15 protein-coding genes and 1 tRNA gene are annotated in these 16315 nt (G+C 68.1%); 8 read left to right on the forward strand and 8 right to left on the reverse strand.

The window, feature by feature from the left end:
• Nucleotides 1–31 precede the first annotated feature (31 nt).
• Both ACWDXS_RS27680 and ACWDXS_RS27685 read right to left on the reverse strand, forming a co-directional pair.
• Complete coding sequence (locus ACWDXS_RS27680) at nt 32–757, reverse strand: maleylpyruvate isomerase family mycothiol-dependent enzyme (RefSeq protein WP_378994486.1); 726 nt, start codon at nt 755–757, stop codon at nt 32–34.
• 143 nt (nt 758–900) lie between these two features.
• The gene (locus tag ACWDXS_RS27685) at nt 901–1296 is read right to left on the reverse strand and encodes a Rid family hydrolase (protein ID WP_379312399.1); all 396 of its coding nucleotides are present in this window, start codon (nt 1294–1296) and stop codon (nt 901–903) included.
• An 85-nt stretch (nt 1297–1381) separates the two neighbouring features.
• On the opposite strand from ACWDXS_RS27685, the gene ACWDXS_RS27690 reads away from it, so the two are divergent.
• Nucleotides 1382–2962 (forward strand): esterase-like activity of phytase family protein, encoded by a 1581-nt coding sequence (locus ACWDXS_RS27690; protein ID WP_449970019.1) that lies wholly within the window; start codon nt 1382–1384, stop codon nt 2960–2962.
• On the opposite strand, the gene ACWDXS_RS27695 is transcribed toward ACWDXS_RS27690, so the two are convergent.
• Nucleotides 2955–3635, reverse strand: a complete 681-nt coding sequence (locus ACWDXS_RS27695; protein WP_449970022.1) for a DUF998 domain-containing protein — start codon at nt 3633–3635, stop codon at nt 2955–2957. The genes ACWDXS_RS27690 and ACWDXS_RS27695 overlap by 8 nt on opposite strands.
• A gap of 147 nt (nt 3636–3782) precedes the next feature.
• Between ACWDXS_RS27695 and ACWDXS_RS27700 the strand changes: the two genes are divergently transcribed.
• A complete protein-coding gene (locus tag ACWDXS_RS27700) occupies nt 3783–3911 on the forward strand; it encodes a hypothetical protein (RefSeq protein ID WP_387445948.1) in 129 nt (42 codons plus the stop codon).
• 12 nt (nt 3912–3923) lie between these two features.
• Here ACWDXS_RS27700 and ACWDXS_RS27705 read toward each other — a convergent pair whose 3' ends face one another.
• Complete coding sequence (locus ACWDXS_RS27705; RefSeq protein WP_449970024.1) at nt 3924–4415, reverse strand: very short patch repair endonuclease; 492 nt, start codon at nt 4413–4415, stop codon at nt 3924–3926.
• Entirely contained in the window at nt 4412–5545 is a 1134-nt protein-coding gene (locus ACWDXS_RS27710) for a DNA cytosine methyltransferase (protein ID WP_378638684.1), read from the reverse strand. Before ACWDXS_RS27710 ends, ACWDXS_RS27705 begins: the two co-directional genes overlap by 4 nt.
• A 336-nt stretch (nt 5546–5881) precedes the next feature.
• Between ACWDXS_RS27710 and ACWDXS_RS27715 the strand changes: the two genes are divergently transcribed.
• From ACWDXS_RS27715 to ACWDXS_RS27725, 3 genes are read left to right on the forward strand one after another with little or no spacing between them, the layout of a single operon-like run.
• On the forward strand, nt 5882–7711 hold the full coding sequence (locus ACWDXS_RS27715) for an ABC transporter ATP-binding protein (protein ID WP_449970027.1): 1830 nt from the start codon (nt 5882–5884) through the stop codon (nt 7709–7711).
• A complete protein-coding gene (locus ACWDXS_RS27720; RefSeq protein ID WP_449970030.1) occupies nt 7708–9567 on the forward strand; it encodes an ABC transporter ATP-binding protein in 1860 nt (619 codons plus the stop codon). The genes ACWDXS_RS27715 and ACWDXS_RS27720 overlap by 4 nt, the downstream gene beginning before the upstream one ends.
• Before the next feature lie 49 nt (nt 9568–9616).
• Nucleotides 9617–10234, forward strand: coding sequence for a putative glycolipid-binding domain-containing protein (locus ACWDXS_RS27725; RefSeq protein ID WP_378994471.1), 618 nt, complete (start codon nt 9617–9619; stop codon nt 10232–10234).
• A 10-nt stretch (nt 10235–10244) separates the two neighbouring features.
• Here the strand turns inward: ACWDXS_RS27725 and ACWDXS_RS27730 are convergent, their stop codons facing one another.
• The gene (locus tag ACWDXS_RS27730; RefSeq protein ID WP_449970033.1) at nt 10245–11192 is read right to left on the reverse strand and encodes a prephenate dehydrogenase; all 948 of its coding nucleotides are present in this window, start codon (nt 11190–11192) and stop codon (nt 10245–10247) included.
• Between the two features lie 58 nt (nt 11193–11250).
• Here ACWDXS_RS27730 and ACWDXS_RS27735 point away from each other — a divergent pair, with 58 nt between their 5' ends.
• The 3 genes from ACWDXS_RS27735 to ACWDXS_RS27745 all read left to right on the forward strand — a co-directional run bounded on the left by ACWDXS_RS27735 (nt 11251) and on the right by ACWDXS_RS27745 (nt 12373).
• Nucleotides 11251–11790: a tRNA adenosine deaminase-associated protein gene (locus ACWDXS_RS27735; RefSeq protein WP_378638527.1), complete on the forward strand. Its 540-nt coding sequence runs from the start codon at nt 11251–11253 to the stop codon at nt 11788–11790.
• A gap of 11 nt (nt 11791–11801) precedes the next feature.
• Nucleotides 11802–12236 carry a nucleoside deaminase gene (locus tag ACWDXS_RS27740; protein WP_449970240.1) on the forward strand — a complete coding sequence of 145 codons (435 nt, stop codon included), beginning with the start codon at nt 11802–11804 and terminating at the stop codon, nt 12234–12236.
• Between the two features lie 46 nt (nt 12237–12282).
• Nucleotides 12283–12373: transfer RNA gene (locus ACWDXS_RS27745), tRNA-Ser, on the forward strand.
• 16 nt (nt 12374–12389) lie between these two features.
• Here the strand turns inward: ACWDXS_RS27745 and ACWDXS_RS27750 are convergent.
• Nucleotides 12390–13358 carry a GlxA family transcriptional regulator gene (locus ACWDXS_RS27750; protein ID WP_379318168.1) on the reverse strand — a complete coding sequence of 323 codons (969 nt, stop codon included), beginning with the start codon at nt 13356–13358 and terminating at the stop codon, nt 12390–12392.
• Between the two features lie 273 nt (nt 13359–13631).
• Nucleotides 13632–16241, reverse strand: a complete 2610-nt coding sequence (locus ACWDXS_RS27755; protein WP_449970038.1) for an MMPL family transporter — start codon at nt 16239–16241, stop codon at nt 13632–13634.
• Nucleotides 16242–16315 lie beyond the last annotated feature (74 nt).

Consider the following 16315-nt stretch of genomic DNA (forward strand, 5'->3'; position numbering starts at 1 on the left):
TTTCGTAGGTCGCGAGGTTTCCCTGTCGGGACTACTTCCAAGCCGGGAGCGGCGGTAAGGGGCCGGTCAGGTCGCTACCTGAGGTACGGCCGACGAGCCAGCCGAGGAGGGCGGTGGCGGGGCCGAGGACGGTGTGGTGGGGACGGCCAGGGCCGACGGTGGCGATGAAATCTGTGTCGGTGGACTGGATGTCGAAGGTGGGGGTGGCTTCGGGCTGGAGTTTGGCGGAGAGGTCCGCGATGGTCTCGGGGAGAAGCCGCGCGACGAAGGGGGCAGGCCAATCGGCGGCGGTGTAGCCGACGTCGAGGTCCACGTGGTGGATCTCGGTCTCGCGCAGGCGCATCCAGGGGATCTGGTCGGCGGTGAGGGTGCCGCCCTGGCGGTTGCGGACCTCGACCTGCCAGTCGGCGGCGGGCATGGTGGTGGCGACGGCCTGCCAGCGGTGCGCGGTGGCGGTGAAGTCCGCGTGCTGCACGGTCAGCGGTCGGGGTGCGCCTGCCTCGATATCGGCATCACGAATGGCGACGCTCGGGTACTGCGGCATCTCGATGCCGGTGCGGGCCCACAGCAGCAGGTTCAACAGGCTGTCGGCATTGCGTGCCATGTGCGCCAGCACGTGACCGCGCGTCCACCCCGGTAACAGGGACGGTTCGGCCAACGCCGGATCGGTGAGGGTGCCGATGGCGGCGTCGAAGCGCGCGGTGGAGGCGGCGACCTGATCGAGCAGGTCGGTGGGAGTAGCCGTTTCGCTGGTCACGGATTCGAGGGTAGTGCGCCGCCGTCGCCGCGGACGCGAGAACGACGGCGTCGAACCTGCTCTGTGGACAACTCCGAACCTGTGGACAACTGGGGATGATCGGCCGTCGACGCCGGATCGCCGGAGCGGCTCCGTGTGACGATTCAGCTAGCGATGATCGCGTCGGCCTCGATCTCCACCAGCAGGTCAGGGGCGATCAGCGCGGTGACCTCGTACATGGAGGCCGCGGGGCGGATCGTGCCGAACACTTCGGCATGGGCGGCCGCGACCTCGGGCCAGCGGGCGATATCGGTGACGAACATGCGCGTGCGCACCACGTCGCGCACGCTTGCCCCGGCCTGCTCCAGCGCGGCGGCGATGCGAGCCAGGACCTCACGGGTCTGGGCGCCGATGTCGTCGCCGCCGACAGCGCCACCACCGGCGACAGCGGCGGTGGTACCGCTGACGACTACCTGGTCGCCGACCCGTACCGCTCGCGAATACCCGACGACATCTTCGAAATCGGAGGCTGAGGAAATGTTCACCCGAGTTGTGGTCATGGTTGCCAGAATGGTCCACCGCGTGGTGGAGGACAATTCATTTCCCGGTCGTCTCGTGGTCGGATCGCGACGGTATGCATGGCAAATGAACGTGCGTCCAGGTCTTCGTCTTTTCCCTCTCACCGCAGCTTTGTGCGCCGCCGCCGTGGTGGCGGGCTGCTCGTCGCCGGACTCCGCGGCCGGCTTCACCGCCGGCAAGGACCAGCCGCTGGTGATCTCGCTCGACGACCTGGTCGCCAAGGCGGGTACCAGCGCGGTGCTGGGGGTCAGCCTCGAGCCCGAGCACGGCAATGTCACCCGCCGGGCCGACGGCGCCTACGTCTACACCCCGAGCGCCGGCTACACCGGTCTCGACCAGTTCACCGTCACCACCACCGACGCGGTTCGCCTCTACACGACCGATATTCCGGTGCTCGGCGAGTTCGGTGGCACCACGGTGCAGGGCAGTGGGTTCGGCTCGGCCTGGACCGCGGTGCCCGGTAGCACCGACGAGTTCTACGGGCTCACCGACCGCGGCCCGAACGTCGACGGTCCGGCGAAGAACGAGAAGCTCTCGCCCACACCGGGTTTCGTGCCCAAGATCGGCCGGTTCAAGCTGGTCGACACCAAGGCCGTGCTGCAGTCGAGCATCGAACTGCGGAGCAAGTCGGGCGTGCCGTTCAACGGGCAGGTCGACACCTCGGCGAGCACCGGCGAGACCATCAAGGACCTCCAGGGCAATGTCCTGCCGCCCACCGACCACGGCATCGATCCCGAAGGCCTCGTCGCACTGGCCGACGGCACCTTCTGGATCTCCGACGAATACGGTCCGTTCCTGGTGCATTTCGATGCCACGGGCACCGAGATCGAGCGGCTCGCGCCCGGCAGCGGCCTGCCGAAGGAGATCGCGCTGCGCACACCCAACCAGGGCATGGAGGGGCTGACCATCACTCCCGACGGCAGCACCCTGGTCGGCATGGTGCAGAGCGCGCTCAACACCCCCGGACTGAGCGGCTCGGCCAAGGAGGTGCCGTTCGCGCGGATCGTGACCGTCGATCTGAAGACCAAGGCGCAGAAGGAATTCCTGTACCCGCTGGAAAACCCGAAGCAGTCGAAGGTCGCGGTCTCGGAGATCACCGCGCTGAGCGCCACCACGTTCCTGGTCGACGAGCGTGACGGCAACCTCGCGCCCAAGTCGGACAAGAAGATCTGGACCATCGACATCGCGGGCGCGACCGATGTCGGCCCGCAGTCCGCCGTGCCGGGCGCGACTTACGACGCCGAGAAGGGCGGCCTGCTGATCGACGGCAAGCCCCTGGAGACGCTGATCGGGGTCACCCCGACCACCGAAGCCGTCGCCGCGCTGACCAAGGCGGGCGTCACCCCGGTCGCGAAGAAGAGCAACCTCGACCTCTCCGCGCTGGTCGCCGCACTCGACGAGAAGGGCAGGTTCTTCGGTCACGACAAGATCGAGGGCATCGCCACCCTCGACGGCGGCAAGACCATCTACATCGCCAACGACAGCGACTTCGGCCTGGCCGCCAGCCAGGGTGAACAGCCCCCGTTCGGGCTGAAGCCCAAGACGCTGCCCAACGGTACACAGGACACCGGCGAGGTGCTCGCGGTGGACACGACCAAGCTGCCGGCGAAGATCGACGGCTACACGGTGAAGATCACCGTCAAGTAGTCCACTCGCGGGCTTCGACGAGTACCGCGGTGGCCAGGGCGAGTAACCACAGCGACATGGTTCCGACCTGGATTCGCTGGGCTATGCCGAGCGCGTAGGAGCCGGACAGGTTGTCGGCGACCATCATCCAAATGGTCGCCGCCGACCCGAGAACCAGTACGGCGACACCGAATTCCCGCAGGATCCGCCAGCGGTGGTAGCGGTAGGCGGCGGCGCTGAAGGCGAACGCCGCCACCGCGATCGAGGTGACGGCCAGTGTGCTCGTGAGCGCGTGCGGTTGATGCAGTTGCGGAAACAGTCCGCTGTCGCCGCCGCACGCGCTGTCTCCCGGGGCGCAGTCGTGGAGCGGGAGCAGGGCGTCGGCGATGGTGGACGCGCCGAAACACAACAGCGCTGTCCAGCCGATCGTGGTCAGCCGGCGGCGCCGGAAAACGAGCAGTCCACCCAGCGCCGCGGGGATCAGCAACAGGCCGACCACGGTGTCGGCGGTGCCGAACACCTCACGGTAGGGCTTGCCCTCGGCGTCGAGTTCGCTGAGGAAGTCGTTGACCGGGTCGGTGCCGATCGGCAGCGCGAATTCCAGCAGCCAGGACGAGTAGCACAGGCCCGCGATCGCGATCGCGAGCGCGATCAGCAACGAGTAGCCACGGGTGTGCCGTGCGAATTCGGTCACACCGACCATTGTGCGTGTCCGGCTGCCACCGCCCGGATCAGGCGCGTCGAAAGCGGGGACGTGGTTTCATCGTGGCATCACAGGCACGCACAGGTTGCTGTCAGGTTCGCCGTGCAGGGTGTTTGGTAACCAACGGAGAGGTCCTCGATGAGCTACATGATCGCGCTGGCAGGTTTTGCCACGATCCTCGCGCTGGCCGTGTCCGGATTCGTCGCGGCGGAGTCGTCGCGCGCACGGGTGCGGGTTCGCGCCGAACGCAGTCCGCGTCGTCGCTGAAGAACTCGATAGTCACCGGTCAGGTTTGGAGCGTTTCACCAGTGCGGTGATCCGCTCGGCCGCCGCCTGCGGATCTTCGTGCTCCCACACCCGGATGACCGCCCAGCCCGCCGCTGTCAAGGCGATGTCGGTGGCGCGATCGCGGGCGACATTGCCTGCCAGCTTGTCGGCCCACCACTGCGCGTTGTTCTTCGGATCGGTCGCGTGGTCAGGGCAGCGATGCCAGAAACAGCCGTCGACGTAGACGGCGATGCGCAGTCGTGGAAACACCACATCCGCGCGACGGCGCTGACCTTTGATGGGCGGACGGTCGACGAAATAGCGCAGGCCCGCCCGGTGCAATTCGCGGCGTAGTGCCAGCTCGGGAGCGGTATCAGCGCGTCGCTGCTTGGACATGCGCGCGCTTGTGGCGGCGTCGGTGACGAGCTTGCGCGCAGCGGATGACCTCGACGAGGCGGCGGACTCGTCGGGCGATTCCCGGTTGTGTGCCCGCCGCGCGCTCATGCCGCCCAGCCGCCCATGCGGTCGAGGTGATCCCGGACGTCGTCGAGGAATCCGGGCGGGAAGCGCAGGCTTCCCATCTCGGTGCGGCGCAGGAATCCCGCCGTCGCGCGGGGAGAGAGCAGGCGGGGCTCGGTGAGGAAGTTCTTCAGGTCCTCGTAGGGCTCGTGGACCGGCCAGGTCGAGAGGGGGACGCGGTGCACGACACCCGCGTGTCCCCAGGCGGCGCTCGGCCACGGCTGGCCCGCGGCTATCGGCTCTCCCACGGTCAGCGGGTCCGACGGCGCGGCCAGGCGTTCGCCGACCCAGTTCGCCATCCGCACGCTCACCGCGTTGCCCACCAGTTTCCAGCGATGACCGTGGCGCACGCCGGGAACATCGAGGGCGGGGGCGGTCCAGTCGGCGTCGAACCCCTGTAATCGTTCGCCGTCGACGATCCCCGGCGTCACGATCTCGCCCGCGGGCAACCGGACCGCGGGCGGACTGGCGATGCCGAGACCGGAACCGCCCTTGAGGGTCGGCACCGCGTTCACCGCCCAGCCGAGGCCGCGCACACCCTCGGTCCAGTAGAAGCCGCACGGATCGCAGTCCGGATCGCCGTAGTCGCGGGGACCGGCGTCGTCGCCGAACAGCACCTGGCGGGGGTCCTCGGTGCGCGAAGCCAGCATCAGCACGCGCTGACGTCGTTGCGGCAAGCCGAACGCGCGACCGTCGACGACCCGATAGGCCCAGGCGTACCCGAGCTCCTCCAGCGCGGCGGTGATGTGGCGCATGGCCGCGCCGCGACCCAGCTGCAGCATGAACGGGACATTCTCGATCAACAGCCACCGCGGTCCGCGCTGCCTGCGCACCAGCCGGAAAACCTCGTCGACCAGGCCGGATCGACGACCGGTGATGCCCGCGGTGCGCCCGGCTTGTGAGAGGTCCTGGCACGGGAAACCCGCCGCGACCAGCTCGGTGCCCGCGGGGAGCGACCGCAGGCGGGTGATGTCGCCGTGCAGGTCGGTGTCGGGGAACCGCGCCGCGAGGACACCCTGGGCACCGGGATCGATCTCACACAGCAGCTCCGACGCCCAACCATGCCTGCTCAGACCGAGTTCGAGCCCGCCGATCCCGGCGAACAACCCGACCATCCGCGACAACGAGACTCCTGTGTTTTCGGAGCGCCGGCGCGCTCGGGTTAGCGGCCACCGGGTGGTCCGCTCTTCAGCGACCCGTTCCCTCGCGCCTGGGGCGAATTGTATCGGTCCCCTGAACAGGTGCGGGCCGCGAACGAATCCTTCCCGACGACGGGTGCCGCGTGGCTCGGCAGGGGGTAGACGGGTGGGCTCGGGCCGAGGAAAATCGGTGGCCGGGGGTGGGGGTGCTCTGGGACTCTTGATGGGCCGAACTTGTCGGACCCAAGTGCGAACATCACCTGGCGTCCGTACCGGAAAACCAACCAGCCGACCGGACATCAAGGGGGAGTTTTGTCTGTCACATCAGAGCTGGCGGCCGCCGAATCGGAGGCCGACAGATCGGAGCGGCCGTCGCCGCAGTCGAGTGGGGGAATGCGGTCGCTGCGGCGATTTCTGCCCTTTCTCCGGCCCTACCGGGTGCCGCTGCTGCTGGCCAACGCGCTGGCGATCGTCACCGCGAGCACCGCGATCGCGATTCCGCTCGTCATCGCACGGGTGGTCGACGGGCCGATCGCGCGGCGCGATTTCGTCGGTCTGCTGGCGCCGGTCGCGCTGATCTTCCTGCTCGGATCACTCGAATCGTTCGGTATGTGGGGCAGGCGATGGCTGGTGTCCAAGCCCTCGACGATGTTCGAAATCACCATGCGCGCCAAGCTTTTCACGCAACTGCAGGCCCTCTCGATCGGCCGTCACGACGGCTGGCAGTCGGGTCAGCTGCTCTCGCGCGCCATCGACGATCTGTCGGTGCTGCGGCGGTTCGTCGCGTTCGCCGGTCCGTTCCTCATCGTCAACGGGGTGATCATGCCCACCGGGCTGATCGTGTTGTTCGCGATGAACTGGCAAGTGGGACTGATCTTCACGGTGACCTCCCTGCCGCTGACGCTGTTCTGCGCGCGCTTCGTCCGCCGCTTCGAGGTGGCCTCGCGGCGTTCGCAGGACCAGTCCGGCGACCTGGCCACCATCGCCCAGGAATCGGCGCAGGGCGTGCGGGTGCTCAAGGCGCTGGGGCGCGGCCGCTTCTTCGGGACGCGTTTCACCGCGCTCTCGCGCGAGCTGCAGCGCACGGAAATGGAGAAGGTGCGCCTGGACGCCACGCTGTGGGCGGCGTTGGTGACCTTGCCGACCGTGTCGATCGCGGTGTCGCTCGGGGTGGGTGGCTATTCGGTGGTGCACGGCTCGATGACGATCGGCACGCTGGTCGCGAGCATCACGCTGGCCACGTTCCTGCAGTGGCCGATCATCTGGCTCGGCTTCCTGCTGTCGGAGCTGTTCGAGGCGCGCACCGCGGCCGATCGATTCTGGGAGATCATCGACACCCCGCTCGACATCACCGACCCGCCGCACCCGGCGAAACTGCCTGACCCGCTGCGCGGGGAACTGGTCATCGACCGGGTCCGCTTCGCCTACCCGCGATCCGGGGGCGGTCCGGAACACACCGTGCTGGAGGAGATCTCGCTGCGGATCCGGCCGGGGGAGACGGTCGCGCTCGTCGGCGCGACGGGTAGCGGCAAGACCGCGCTGCTCGAGCTGATTCCCCGGCTCTACGACGTCAGCGGCGGCCGGATCACCATCGACGGTGTCGACATCGCCACGCTGCGCCTGGCGGAGCTGCGCCGGGTGGTGACGGTGGCTTTCGAGGAACCGGTGCTGTTCTCGGCCAGCGTGCGCGAGAACGTGGCACTGGGCGACGCGCGTGCCACCGACGTCGACGTGCGGCAGGCGCTCGATATCGCGCAGGCGAGCGAATTCGTCGACGCGTTGCCGTGGGGGCTCGACACCCGCATCGGTGAGCAGGGCATGAGTCTGTCGGGCGGCCAGCGTCAGCGTCTGGCCCTGGCCAGAGCTGTGCTCACCGGCGATACCGCCGCCCACGGCCGGATCATGGTCCTCGACGACCCGCTGTCGGCGCTGGACGTGGAAACCGAAGAGCGCGTGCAGGATCAGCTGCGGGCGGTGCTCTCCGGCGCTACCACTCTGCTCGTCGCGCACCGGCCGTCCACCGCCGCGCTGGCCGACCGCGTCGCGCTGCTCGCCGACGGACGCATCGTCGCCGAGGGCAGCCACGAGAAACTGCTGCGCACGAGCAGCCACTACCGCGAACTGATGGGAGGTGAAGCATGAGCACCGAGACGGTGACGACGGAAAAGGAAGTGCCGGAGGAGAAGGCCGATCTGGCGGCCGACTGGCGCGGTATCGCCAAGGAGGACGACGCCGTCACCGGGACCGGAAACCTGGTGCTGGCCGGGCGATCCCGGCGATTGCTCCTCGATCTGGTGCGGCCCTACCGCAAGCAGGCGATTCTCACCTTCGTCCTGATCCTGCTCGACAACGCGGCCAAGGTGTCGCTGCCGCTGTTCATCGCCTACGGGCTCGACCACGGCATCAGCCAAGGCCGCCAGGGCAATTGGACGCCGATGATCGCGACCGTCGCCGGATTCGTCGCGGTGACGTTGCTGTCGGGGCTCACCACGTTCGCCTTCCTGCGGGCCTCCGGGTCGCTGAGTCAGCGGGTGCTGTTCGACCTGCGGGTGCGCGCGTTCCGGCACACGCAGCGATTGAGCGTGTCGTTCCACGAGAAGTACACCTCGGGCAAGGTCGTCACCCGGCTCACCAGCGATATCGAAGCACTCCAGGAACTGCTCGAAGGCGCGCTGAATCAGGCGCTGAGCGCGGTGATCTCGGTGGTGACCATCGCGGCCCTGCTGATCTGGCTCGACCCGCTGCTCGCCTCGATCGTGCTGATCGGGTTCGTGCCGCTGGTGCTGGTCACCCGGTGGGCGCAGCGGCGTCAGCGCGCGGGGTACCGGCGCACGCGCGGGGCGATCTCGCGCGTTGTCGTGCAGTTCGTCGAGTCGATGAGCGGCATGCGGGCGGTGCAGGCGTTCCGGCGCGAACATCGCAACGAGGAGGTCCTCGGCGTCGAGGATTCGGCGTACCAGAAGGCGACGACCACCGCGGTCCGCGGGATGGGCGACTACGTCGGGCTCTCCAACTTCATCGGCAAGCTGACCACGGTGATCGTGCTGCTGGTCGGCGCCTGGCAGGTGATGGAGGGCAACCTCGCGATCGGTGTGCTCGCCGCGTACCTGCTCTACCTCGACCAGTTCTATGGCCCCCTCGACGAACTCGCGCAGGTGTTCAACTCCTACCAGTCCGCCGCCGCGGCGCTGGAGAAGATCTCCGGCGTGCTCGAGGAGGAACCGGCGGTCGCCGAACCCGAACGCCCGGTGACACTCGAGCGGGCGACCGGTGCGGTGCGGATGGACCAGGTGTGGTTCGGCTACAACACCACGTCGGTGCTGCCGGAATTCGACCTGGAGATCCCGGCCGGACAGGTGGTGGCGCTCGTCGGTGCCACCGGTGCGGGCAAGTCGACGCTGGCGAAACTGCTCACCCGGTTCTACGACCCGAGCGGTGGCGTCATCACGCTCGACGACGTGGATCTGCGCCACCTGGCCGATGTCGAGCTGCGCAGGCACGTCGTGATGATCACGCAGGAGGCATACCTGTTCTCCGGCACCATCGCCGACAACATCCGGCTCGGCAGGCCCGAGGCGACCGACGCCGAGGTCACCGCGGCCGCGCGCGCGGTGGGGCTGGACGCCTTCGTCGGCGGGCTTCCCGACGGCTACGCCACCGACGTGCGCACGCGCGGCGGCAGGCTCTCGGCGGGCCAGCGTCAGCTGGTGGCGTTCGCACGGGTGTTCCTGGCCGATCCGGCGGTGATCGTCCTCGACGAAGCCACCTCCAGCCTGGATATCCCCGGTGAGCGGCTGGTGCAGCACGCGCTGGAGACCCTGCTGCGCGACCGCACGGCCGTGATCATCGCCCACCGGCTGTCCACCGTGGCCATTGCCGACCGGGTGCTGGTGCTCGACGGCGGCCGGATCGTGGAGGACGGCGCACCGGCCGAGCTGATCGCGGGCCAGGGCCGCTTCGCAGGATTGCACGCCGCATGGCGGGATTCGCTGGTGTGATGCGCCCGTGTTGTGCAGCGCCGGGGCTGGTGTCGCTTACCGTAGAGAGGTGACGACCCCAGCCCCGGGCCCGGCCGACGGCCCCACCGAGATCAGACCTGCCTCCCGGTGGCCTGCGGTGCTCACCTGGCGTGCCCACGACAACACCCGCATGGAATCGGTGCGGGTGACGGTGAACGGCAATCGGATCAGGGCGGCGGGCCGGATGATCGGCTGCGCCGGCGATGAGCACCCGGCATTCAGCGCGTCGTACGACCTGGTCACCGACGAAGCGGGCGCGACGCGACGGTTGTCGCTGCGCACCACCACGGCGGCCGGTGAACGCCATGCCTCGATCTCGCGCGACGAGGAGAACTACTGGCTCGTCGACGCGGGCGGCACGCACGTGCGCTCCACCTTCGGCGGCGCACTCGATGTCGACGTGGTGCTGAGTCCGTTCTTCAACACCCTGCCGATCCGCCGGTTCGGCCTGCAGAACGCCGTCGGCGACGTCCAGGTCCCCGTCGTCTACGTGCGACTACCCGACCTGCTGGTGCAGGAGGCCGAGCTCATCTACTCGAGCGCGTCCGACGGGATCAACGTCCTATCGCCGGTCTCGAGCGCCACCCTGACGGTCGATCCGGAAGGTTTCGTCCTCGACTACCCGGGGCTGGCCGAACGCGCCTGATCTCGAGTACTCAGAGCGCGCGGAGCACCCCACCGTCACGACCGGCGCGGTGAAGTTCACCGAGCCAGTCGCCGGCGCCGGGCGTGATGCCGGTGATGTTCCAGGTCGTGCGGTCGTCGTAGGCGGTGCGGCCGCGGAAACCCGTCTCGACGAGTTCGCCGAGACGGCTGTCCGCGCGCAGGGATTCGCGGGCAGTGACGAGTGTCTCGATGGCCTCGTCGAGCACCCGTTCCAGCGCGGTCGCGTTCGGCTCGCAGATGGCACGCACGAGGTCGGGCGCGGTACCCGCGACGCGGGTACCGTCTCGGAACGAGCCCGCCGCCAGGCCGAGCGCCAGCTTCCCGCCCGCGGCCCCCGCCGCGGCCAGCGCTTCGGCCAGCACATGCGGCAGGTGCGAGATCCGCGCGACAGCTCGATCGTGTTCCTCGGCGAGCACCGGTACCACCACCGAACCACAGTCCAACGCGAGCCGCACCACCCGCGACCACGGTTGCACCCGCGTTCCCTCGTCCACTCCGACCGCCCAGACCGCACCCTGGAAAAGATCGGAATCAGTGGCAGCCCAACCGGATTGGGACGTTCCCGTCATCGGATGCCCGCCGACGTACAAGGCCTCGAGTCCGTGCTTTCGCACCGCGTCCAGCACCGGCCCCTTCACGCTCACCACATCGGTCAGCGGGCACCCGGGCGCGAGCACGGCGATGTCGGCCAGCAGGTGTTCGACCGCGGGCATCGGCACCGCGATCACCAGCAGCGCGTCCAGCTCGGCAGCCCGGGCCAGCACCGCGGACAGGTCGCCGGACACCTCGAAACCGTCCTGACACGCCGCGGAGACGCCGGATTCGGAGCGGTTGTAGCCGAACGCCCGGTACCCCGCCGCGACGGCGGCGCGCAGCAGCGAACCGCCGATCAGGCCGGTCCCGAGGACGCACACAGCCCCACGCTCGTCGATGCTCATCCGAACAGATTGGCACACGAGTTCATCATTAGGGGTGGGACAGACTACCGTTTGGTCCATGGCAGCACAGCGCTCGGGCACGAACAGGGCGACGTCGGATGACGACTTCGACGTCGAAGGGTTCGCAGTGGCCGTGGTCCGCGAAGAAGGCACATGGCGGGTCAGCCCGCTCAGCTCCGATGCCCTGCACGATCTGTCGGCCGCCGAGACCGAATTGAAGGCTTTGCGCAGCTCAGGTGCGGTGTTCGGCCTGATCGACGTCGATGACGAATTCTTCATCGTGTTGCGTCCCGCGCCGAGCGGCACCCGTCTGCTCGTCTCCGACGCCACCGCGGCGATCGACTACGACATCGCCGCCGACGTCCTCGACGCGCTCAATGTCGAGATTCCCGACATCGACCCCGACGATCTCGACGACGTCGAACCGTGGGAGGAGGGCGACCTGGGCGTCCTGGCCGACCTGGGCCTGCCCGAACCGGTTCTCAGTGTGATCATCGCCGACACCGATCTCTACCCCGACGAGCAGCTCGGCATGATCGCCCAGCGTCTCGGTTTCGCCGACGAATTCGCCGCGGTCCTGGACAAAATGCCGAGGTGACCGACGAGGAGATGATGCGCGCCGCCCTGGCGGCCGCAGCCGACGCCGACCCGCGCGATGTGCCGGTCGGCGCCGTCGTCTTCGACGCGCAAGGTCGTGAACTGGCCCGCGCCACCAACGCGCGCGAAGCCCTCGGCGACCCCACCGCGCATGCCGAAGTCCTGGCCTTGCGCGCGGCCGCGGCAGTCCACGGCGACGGCTGGCGACTCGAAGGCGCGACCCTCGCTGTCACCCTCGAACCGTGCACGATGTGCGCGGGCGCCCTGGTGCTGGCGCGAATCGGCAAGGTCGTGTTCGGCGCCTGGGAACCCAAAACCGGTGCCGTCGGCTCGCTCTGGGACGTCGTCCGCGATCGCCGCCTCAACCACCGCCCCGAAGTCCGCGGCGGCATCCTCGAACCGGACTGTGTCGCCCTCCTCGACACCTTCTTCAAAAACCGGCGCTGACCAGCCGATTTAACAATCCCGCACCCACTCCGGTACCGTAGTCGGCGGTGGCGTGTCCGAGCGGCCTAAGGAGCACGCCTCGAAAGCGTGTGAGGGGTAACCCCCCTCCGAGGGTTCAAATCCCTCCGCCACCGCCACGAGCCCCTCACTTGTTCACGCAGGTGGGGGGCTTTTTCTTGTCCGAAAGGTGCGCCGGTACGACGACGGCGAGGTGCGCACGGCTCGCGTGAAATGGTGCCGGAAGGTGACCGGGGTGGCGAAACCGGCCGCGGTCGCGATTTCCTCAATGGGTGCGTCGCCGGTCTCGAGCATGGCCAGTGCCGCCTGAATCCGCTGGGCGATCAGCCATTTGCTCGGCGTCGCCCCGGTTTCCCGGACGAAATGGCGCAGGTAGGTGCGCGGTGAGAGGCCTGCGACCCGGGCCAGATCGGGTACGCCGATCGGGTCGGCGAGGTGTTCGAGCGCCCAGGAGAGGCTGCGGGCGATGGGGGCGTCGAGGGGTTCGGGGGGCATGGGCGATTCGATGTATTGAGCTTGGCCGCCCGCGCGGTGGGGCTGGATGACGAGGCGGCGGGCGACGGCGTTGGCGACGGACGCGCCCAGGTCGTTGCGAACCAGATGGAGCGCCAGGTCCAGCCCGGCGGCGCAGCCCGCGCTGGTCAGGATGTCGCCTTCGTCGGTGTAGAGGGGCTCGGGGTCGACCTCGACCAGGGGGTAGCGCTCGCGCAGCAGGTCGGCGTATCGCCAGTGCGTGGTGGCCCGGCGGCCGTCGAGCAGGCCGGCGGCGGCCAGGGCGAACGCGCCGGAGCAGATCGACACGATCCGGGAGCCGTTGCGGTGCGCCCGGCGCAGCGCGTCGATCAATTCCGGCGAGGTCCGCGCGCGCGGGTCGGCGACGCTCGGGACCACGACCGTGTCGGCGGCGGCGAATTCCGCGAGACCGTACGGGCTGGTCATGGTCGCGCCGCCGATCACGCGGACGGGTTCGGGGGTTTCGGTGCAGATTTTCAGCTCGTACCAGGGCTGCTCGATATCGGGCCAGGTCAGGCCGAAGACCTCGATGACGATGCCGGTTTCGAACGCCGTCATCCCGTCGTACGCCAGCACGGAGACAGACCTCATGTCTAAATCTTAGCGATAGTCGTCATCTATGCCACTTCTCCCGATGACACGGAAGTCCGACCATGGAGATATGTTGAAGCAACTCAAGGACTTCGCCATCGGAATCCACACCGCGAACGCGATCCGGCACGGCATCCGCCCACCTGTCGCGGCTCGGCCGGAAAGCCGGAAGTCGCGGTGCGGGGGAGCGCGGACCACCCGGTAGCGGCAAGATCTGTCGTCGGGTATTCACCTCGTCCGACCTGCGGTGTATTCCTCGCGTAATAGACTGGGTTACACCGAATCCGGGAAGGAACGATGATTATGCGCGGGCGACAGCCGCCACCCGCGAAGTCCGGAATCGGGCTCGGGGGAAAACTTCTGGTTCTCATCGTGCTCGGCTGGGTCGCTGTCGGGCTGCTCGCGGCCGGCCAGCGGCACCACTTCGCTCACCTGCCCAAGCAGTGTTCGGACTGGGCGACCATCGCGGTCACCGCCGCGGCGGGGCCCGCGAACTACATCGGGCTCAATCCGCGCGTCACCGAATGTCAAGTGCCGCAGCCGAGTCAGTAGCGAAACGGCCGGGGAACACGAGTTCCCCGGCCGTCGACGCTCAGCCTTGCGGAGCGGCGCGACCTGCCGCTGTTCGGCCTGGACCTCGCGCAGCCGCGAGCCCTCGATGTCGATATCGGGCACGATCCGGTCCAGCCACTTCGGCATCCACCACGCCCACTTGCCCAGCAGCACAAGCAGAGCGGGAATGAGCACCATCCGGACGACGAACGCGTCCAACGCCACGCCCGCGGCCAGCGCGAAGCCCATCGACTTGGCGGTGACATCGGATTCCAGCAGGAACGAACCGAACACCGAGATCATGATGATCGCCGCGGAGGTCACCACGCGCGCTCCGTGGTGATAACCCTTGATCACGGCCTCGGTGGGGTCGGCGCCGTGTACGTATTCCTCGCGCATGCGGGTCACCAGGAACACCTGGTAGTCCATGGCCAAGCCGAAGACCAAGCCGATCAACATGATCGGCAGGAAGCTCACCAGTGGATGTGGATCCTTGATCAGCCCGAGCTCGCCCTCCTGGAAGATCAGCACGGTCGCGCCGAAGGTGGCGCCCATCGACAGCAGGAAGCCGAGCGCGGCGGTGAGCGGGACCAGGATGGACCGGAACACCAGGATCAGCAGGATGAACGCCGCGCCCGCCACGATCGCCATGTACGGCACGATCTTGCTCAGCAGGACATGGTCGATGTCGGCGTAGATGGCGGTGGTTCCGGTGATGCCGTACGACATCTTGTACTGCTCGTTCAGATCGGATTCCGCAGCGCGCGCCGACTGCACCAGATCCTTCGTCGACTGCGCGTTGGGCCCGGTCTTGGGTATGCCGTTGATCAGGGCGCCCGCGCCGTCCTTGCTCATCTGCGGCTCGGTGACCAGATCCATGTCGGGGTAGGACTGTAGCTTGTCGCGCAAGGCATTCAGCGCCGCCTGCCGCTGGTCAGCGGGGGTTTCGCTGAGGTCGACGGCCACCTGCAAAACACCGTTGCTGCCCTCGCCGAAGCCTTCGGTGCGCAGGTCGTAGGCCTTACGGACGGTGGTCGACTTGGGCAGGCTGTCCTCGCCCGGCAGGCCGAGGTTCAGGTTCAGCGCCGGTGCGGCGAGCAGGCCGAGCACCACGATGGCCAGGATCATCGTGACCGCGGGGAACTTGGCGATCCCCCTGGCCACCCGGGTGCCGTTGGTGACGACGCTGTCGTCCTCGGGATCGTGCTGGGCGATCAGCGGCAGTTTCGGCTTGAACAGCGCCTTGCCGAAGGCGCCGAGCAGCGCGGGCATCAGGGTGATGGCGGTGAGCACGGCGAACGCCGCCGCGATGGCGCCACCCAGACCCATGAACGTCAGGAACCTGACCCCGACGATGCTCAGCCCGACCAGCGCGATGATCACGGTGAGCCCGGCGAACACCACCGCCGAGCCCGCGGTACCCAACGCGGTACCGGCCGCTTCCTCGGCGGAATCCTGCACCGCCAGTTCGTGTTTGTAGCGCGAGACGATGAACAGCGCGTAGTCGATGGAGAGGGCGATGCCGATCATCGAGGCCAGGAACGTGGTGAAGCTCGGCACCGACAGCACCGAGGTCGACAGGAAGATCAGCGACGTCGCCGCGCCCAGCCCGACGATCGCGGTGATGATCGGCACGAACGCGGCGACGATGGCGCCGAACGCCACGATCATCACCACCAATGCCACGGCCATACCGATCATCTCGGACTTGCCGCTCGGCATCTCCTGTTCCATCGCGATGGTGCCGCTGATCTCGACCGTCAGCCCGGCCGCGCGGGCGGAGTCGCCGGCGTTGTAGGCGGCCTCGCGTTCGTCGGCGGTGATGTCGGCGAAGTCCTTGATCGCGAACGGGACACTGAAGTACGCGACGGTCTCGGGTGCGGTCTCGTTCAGCACATTCAGGGGCGCGCCACTGCAGGTCGACGGATCGGGTTGCCCGGTGAGACAGCCCATTTCCTCGGTCGCGGTGATCGGATTCACGATCGGTTCGGCATGGTCGACGATGTCGAGCTGCTCGAGGTCGGCGATCAGGTCATCGATCGCGGCGCGGTTGGCCGGGTCGGTGAGCTTCTGGCCCGCGGGCGCTCCCACAACATAGGTACCGGTCACCGCGTCGAACGCGAACGCCTCCGACATACCGGGGAAGTGCTTGTCGAGGATTTCGGTGGCCCGTTCCGAGGGCAGGTTCGGCATGCTGAAGTCATCGGTCATCGGCTTCTGCAACGAGGATCCCAGCCCCGCGAGCACCATGAAGAGCAGCAACCAGACGGGCAGCACAATCCATTTGCGGCGAAAGGCCAGCTTGCCCCACCGGTAGAGATAGATGGACACGGTTCTTCTCCTCGTGGATCGGTGCGGAGCGCGGATCGGAGGTGTAGCCGGGTCGAACTAGCCCTGAGTCTGGT

Source organism: Nocardia sp. NPDC003183 (assembly GCF_053590715.1).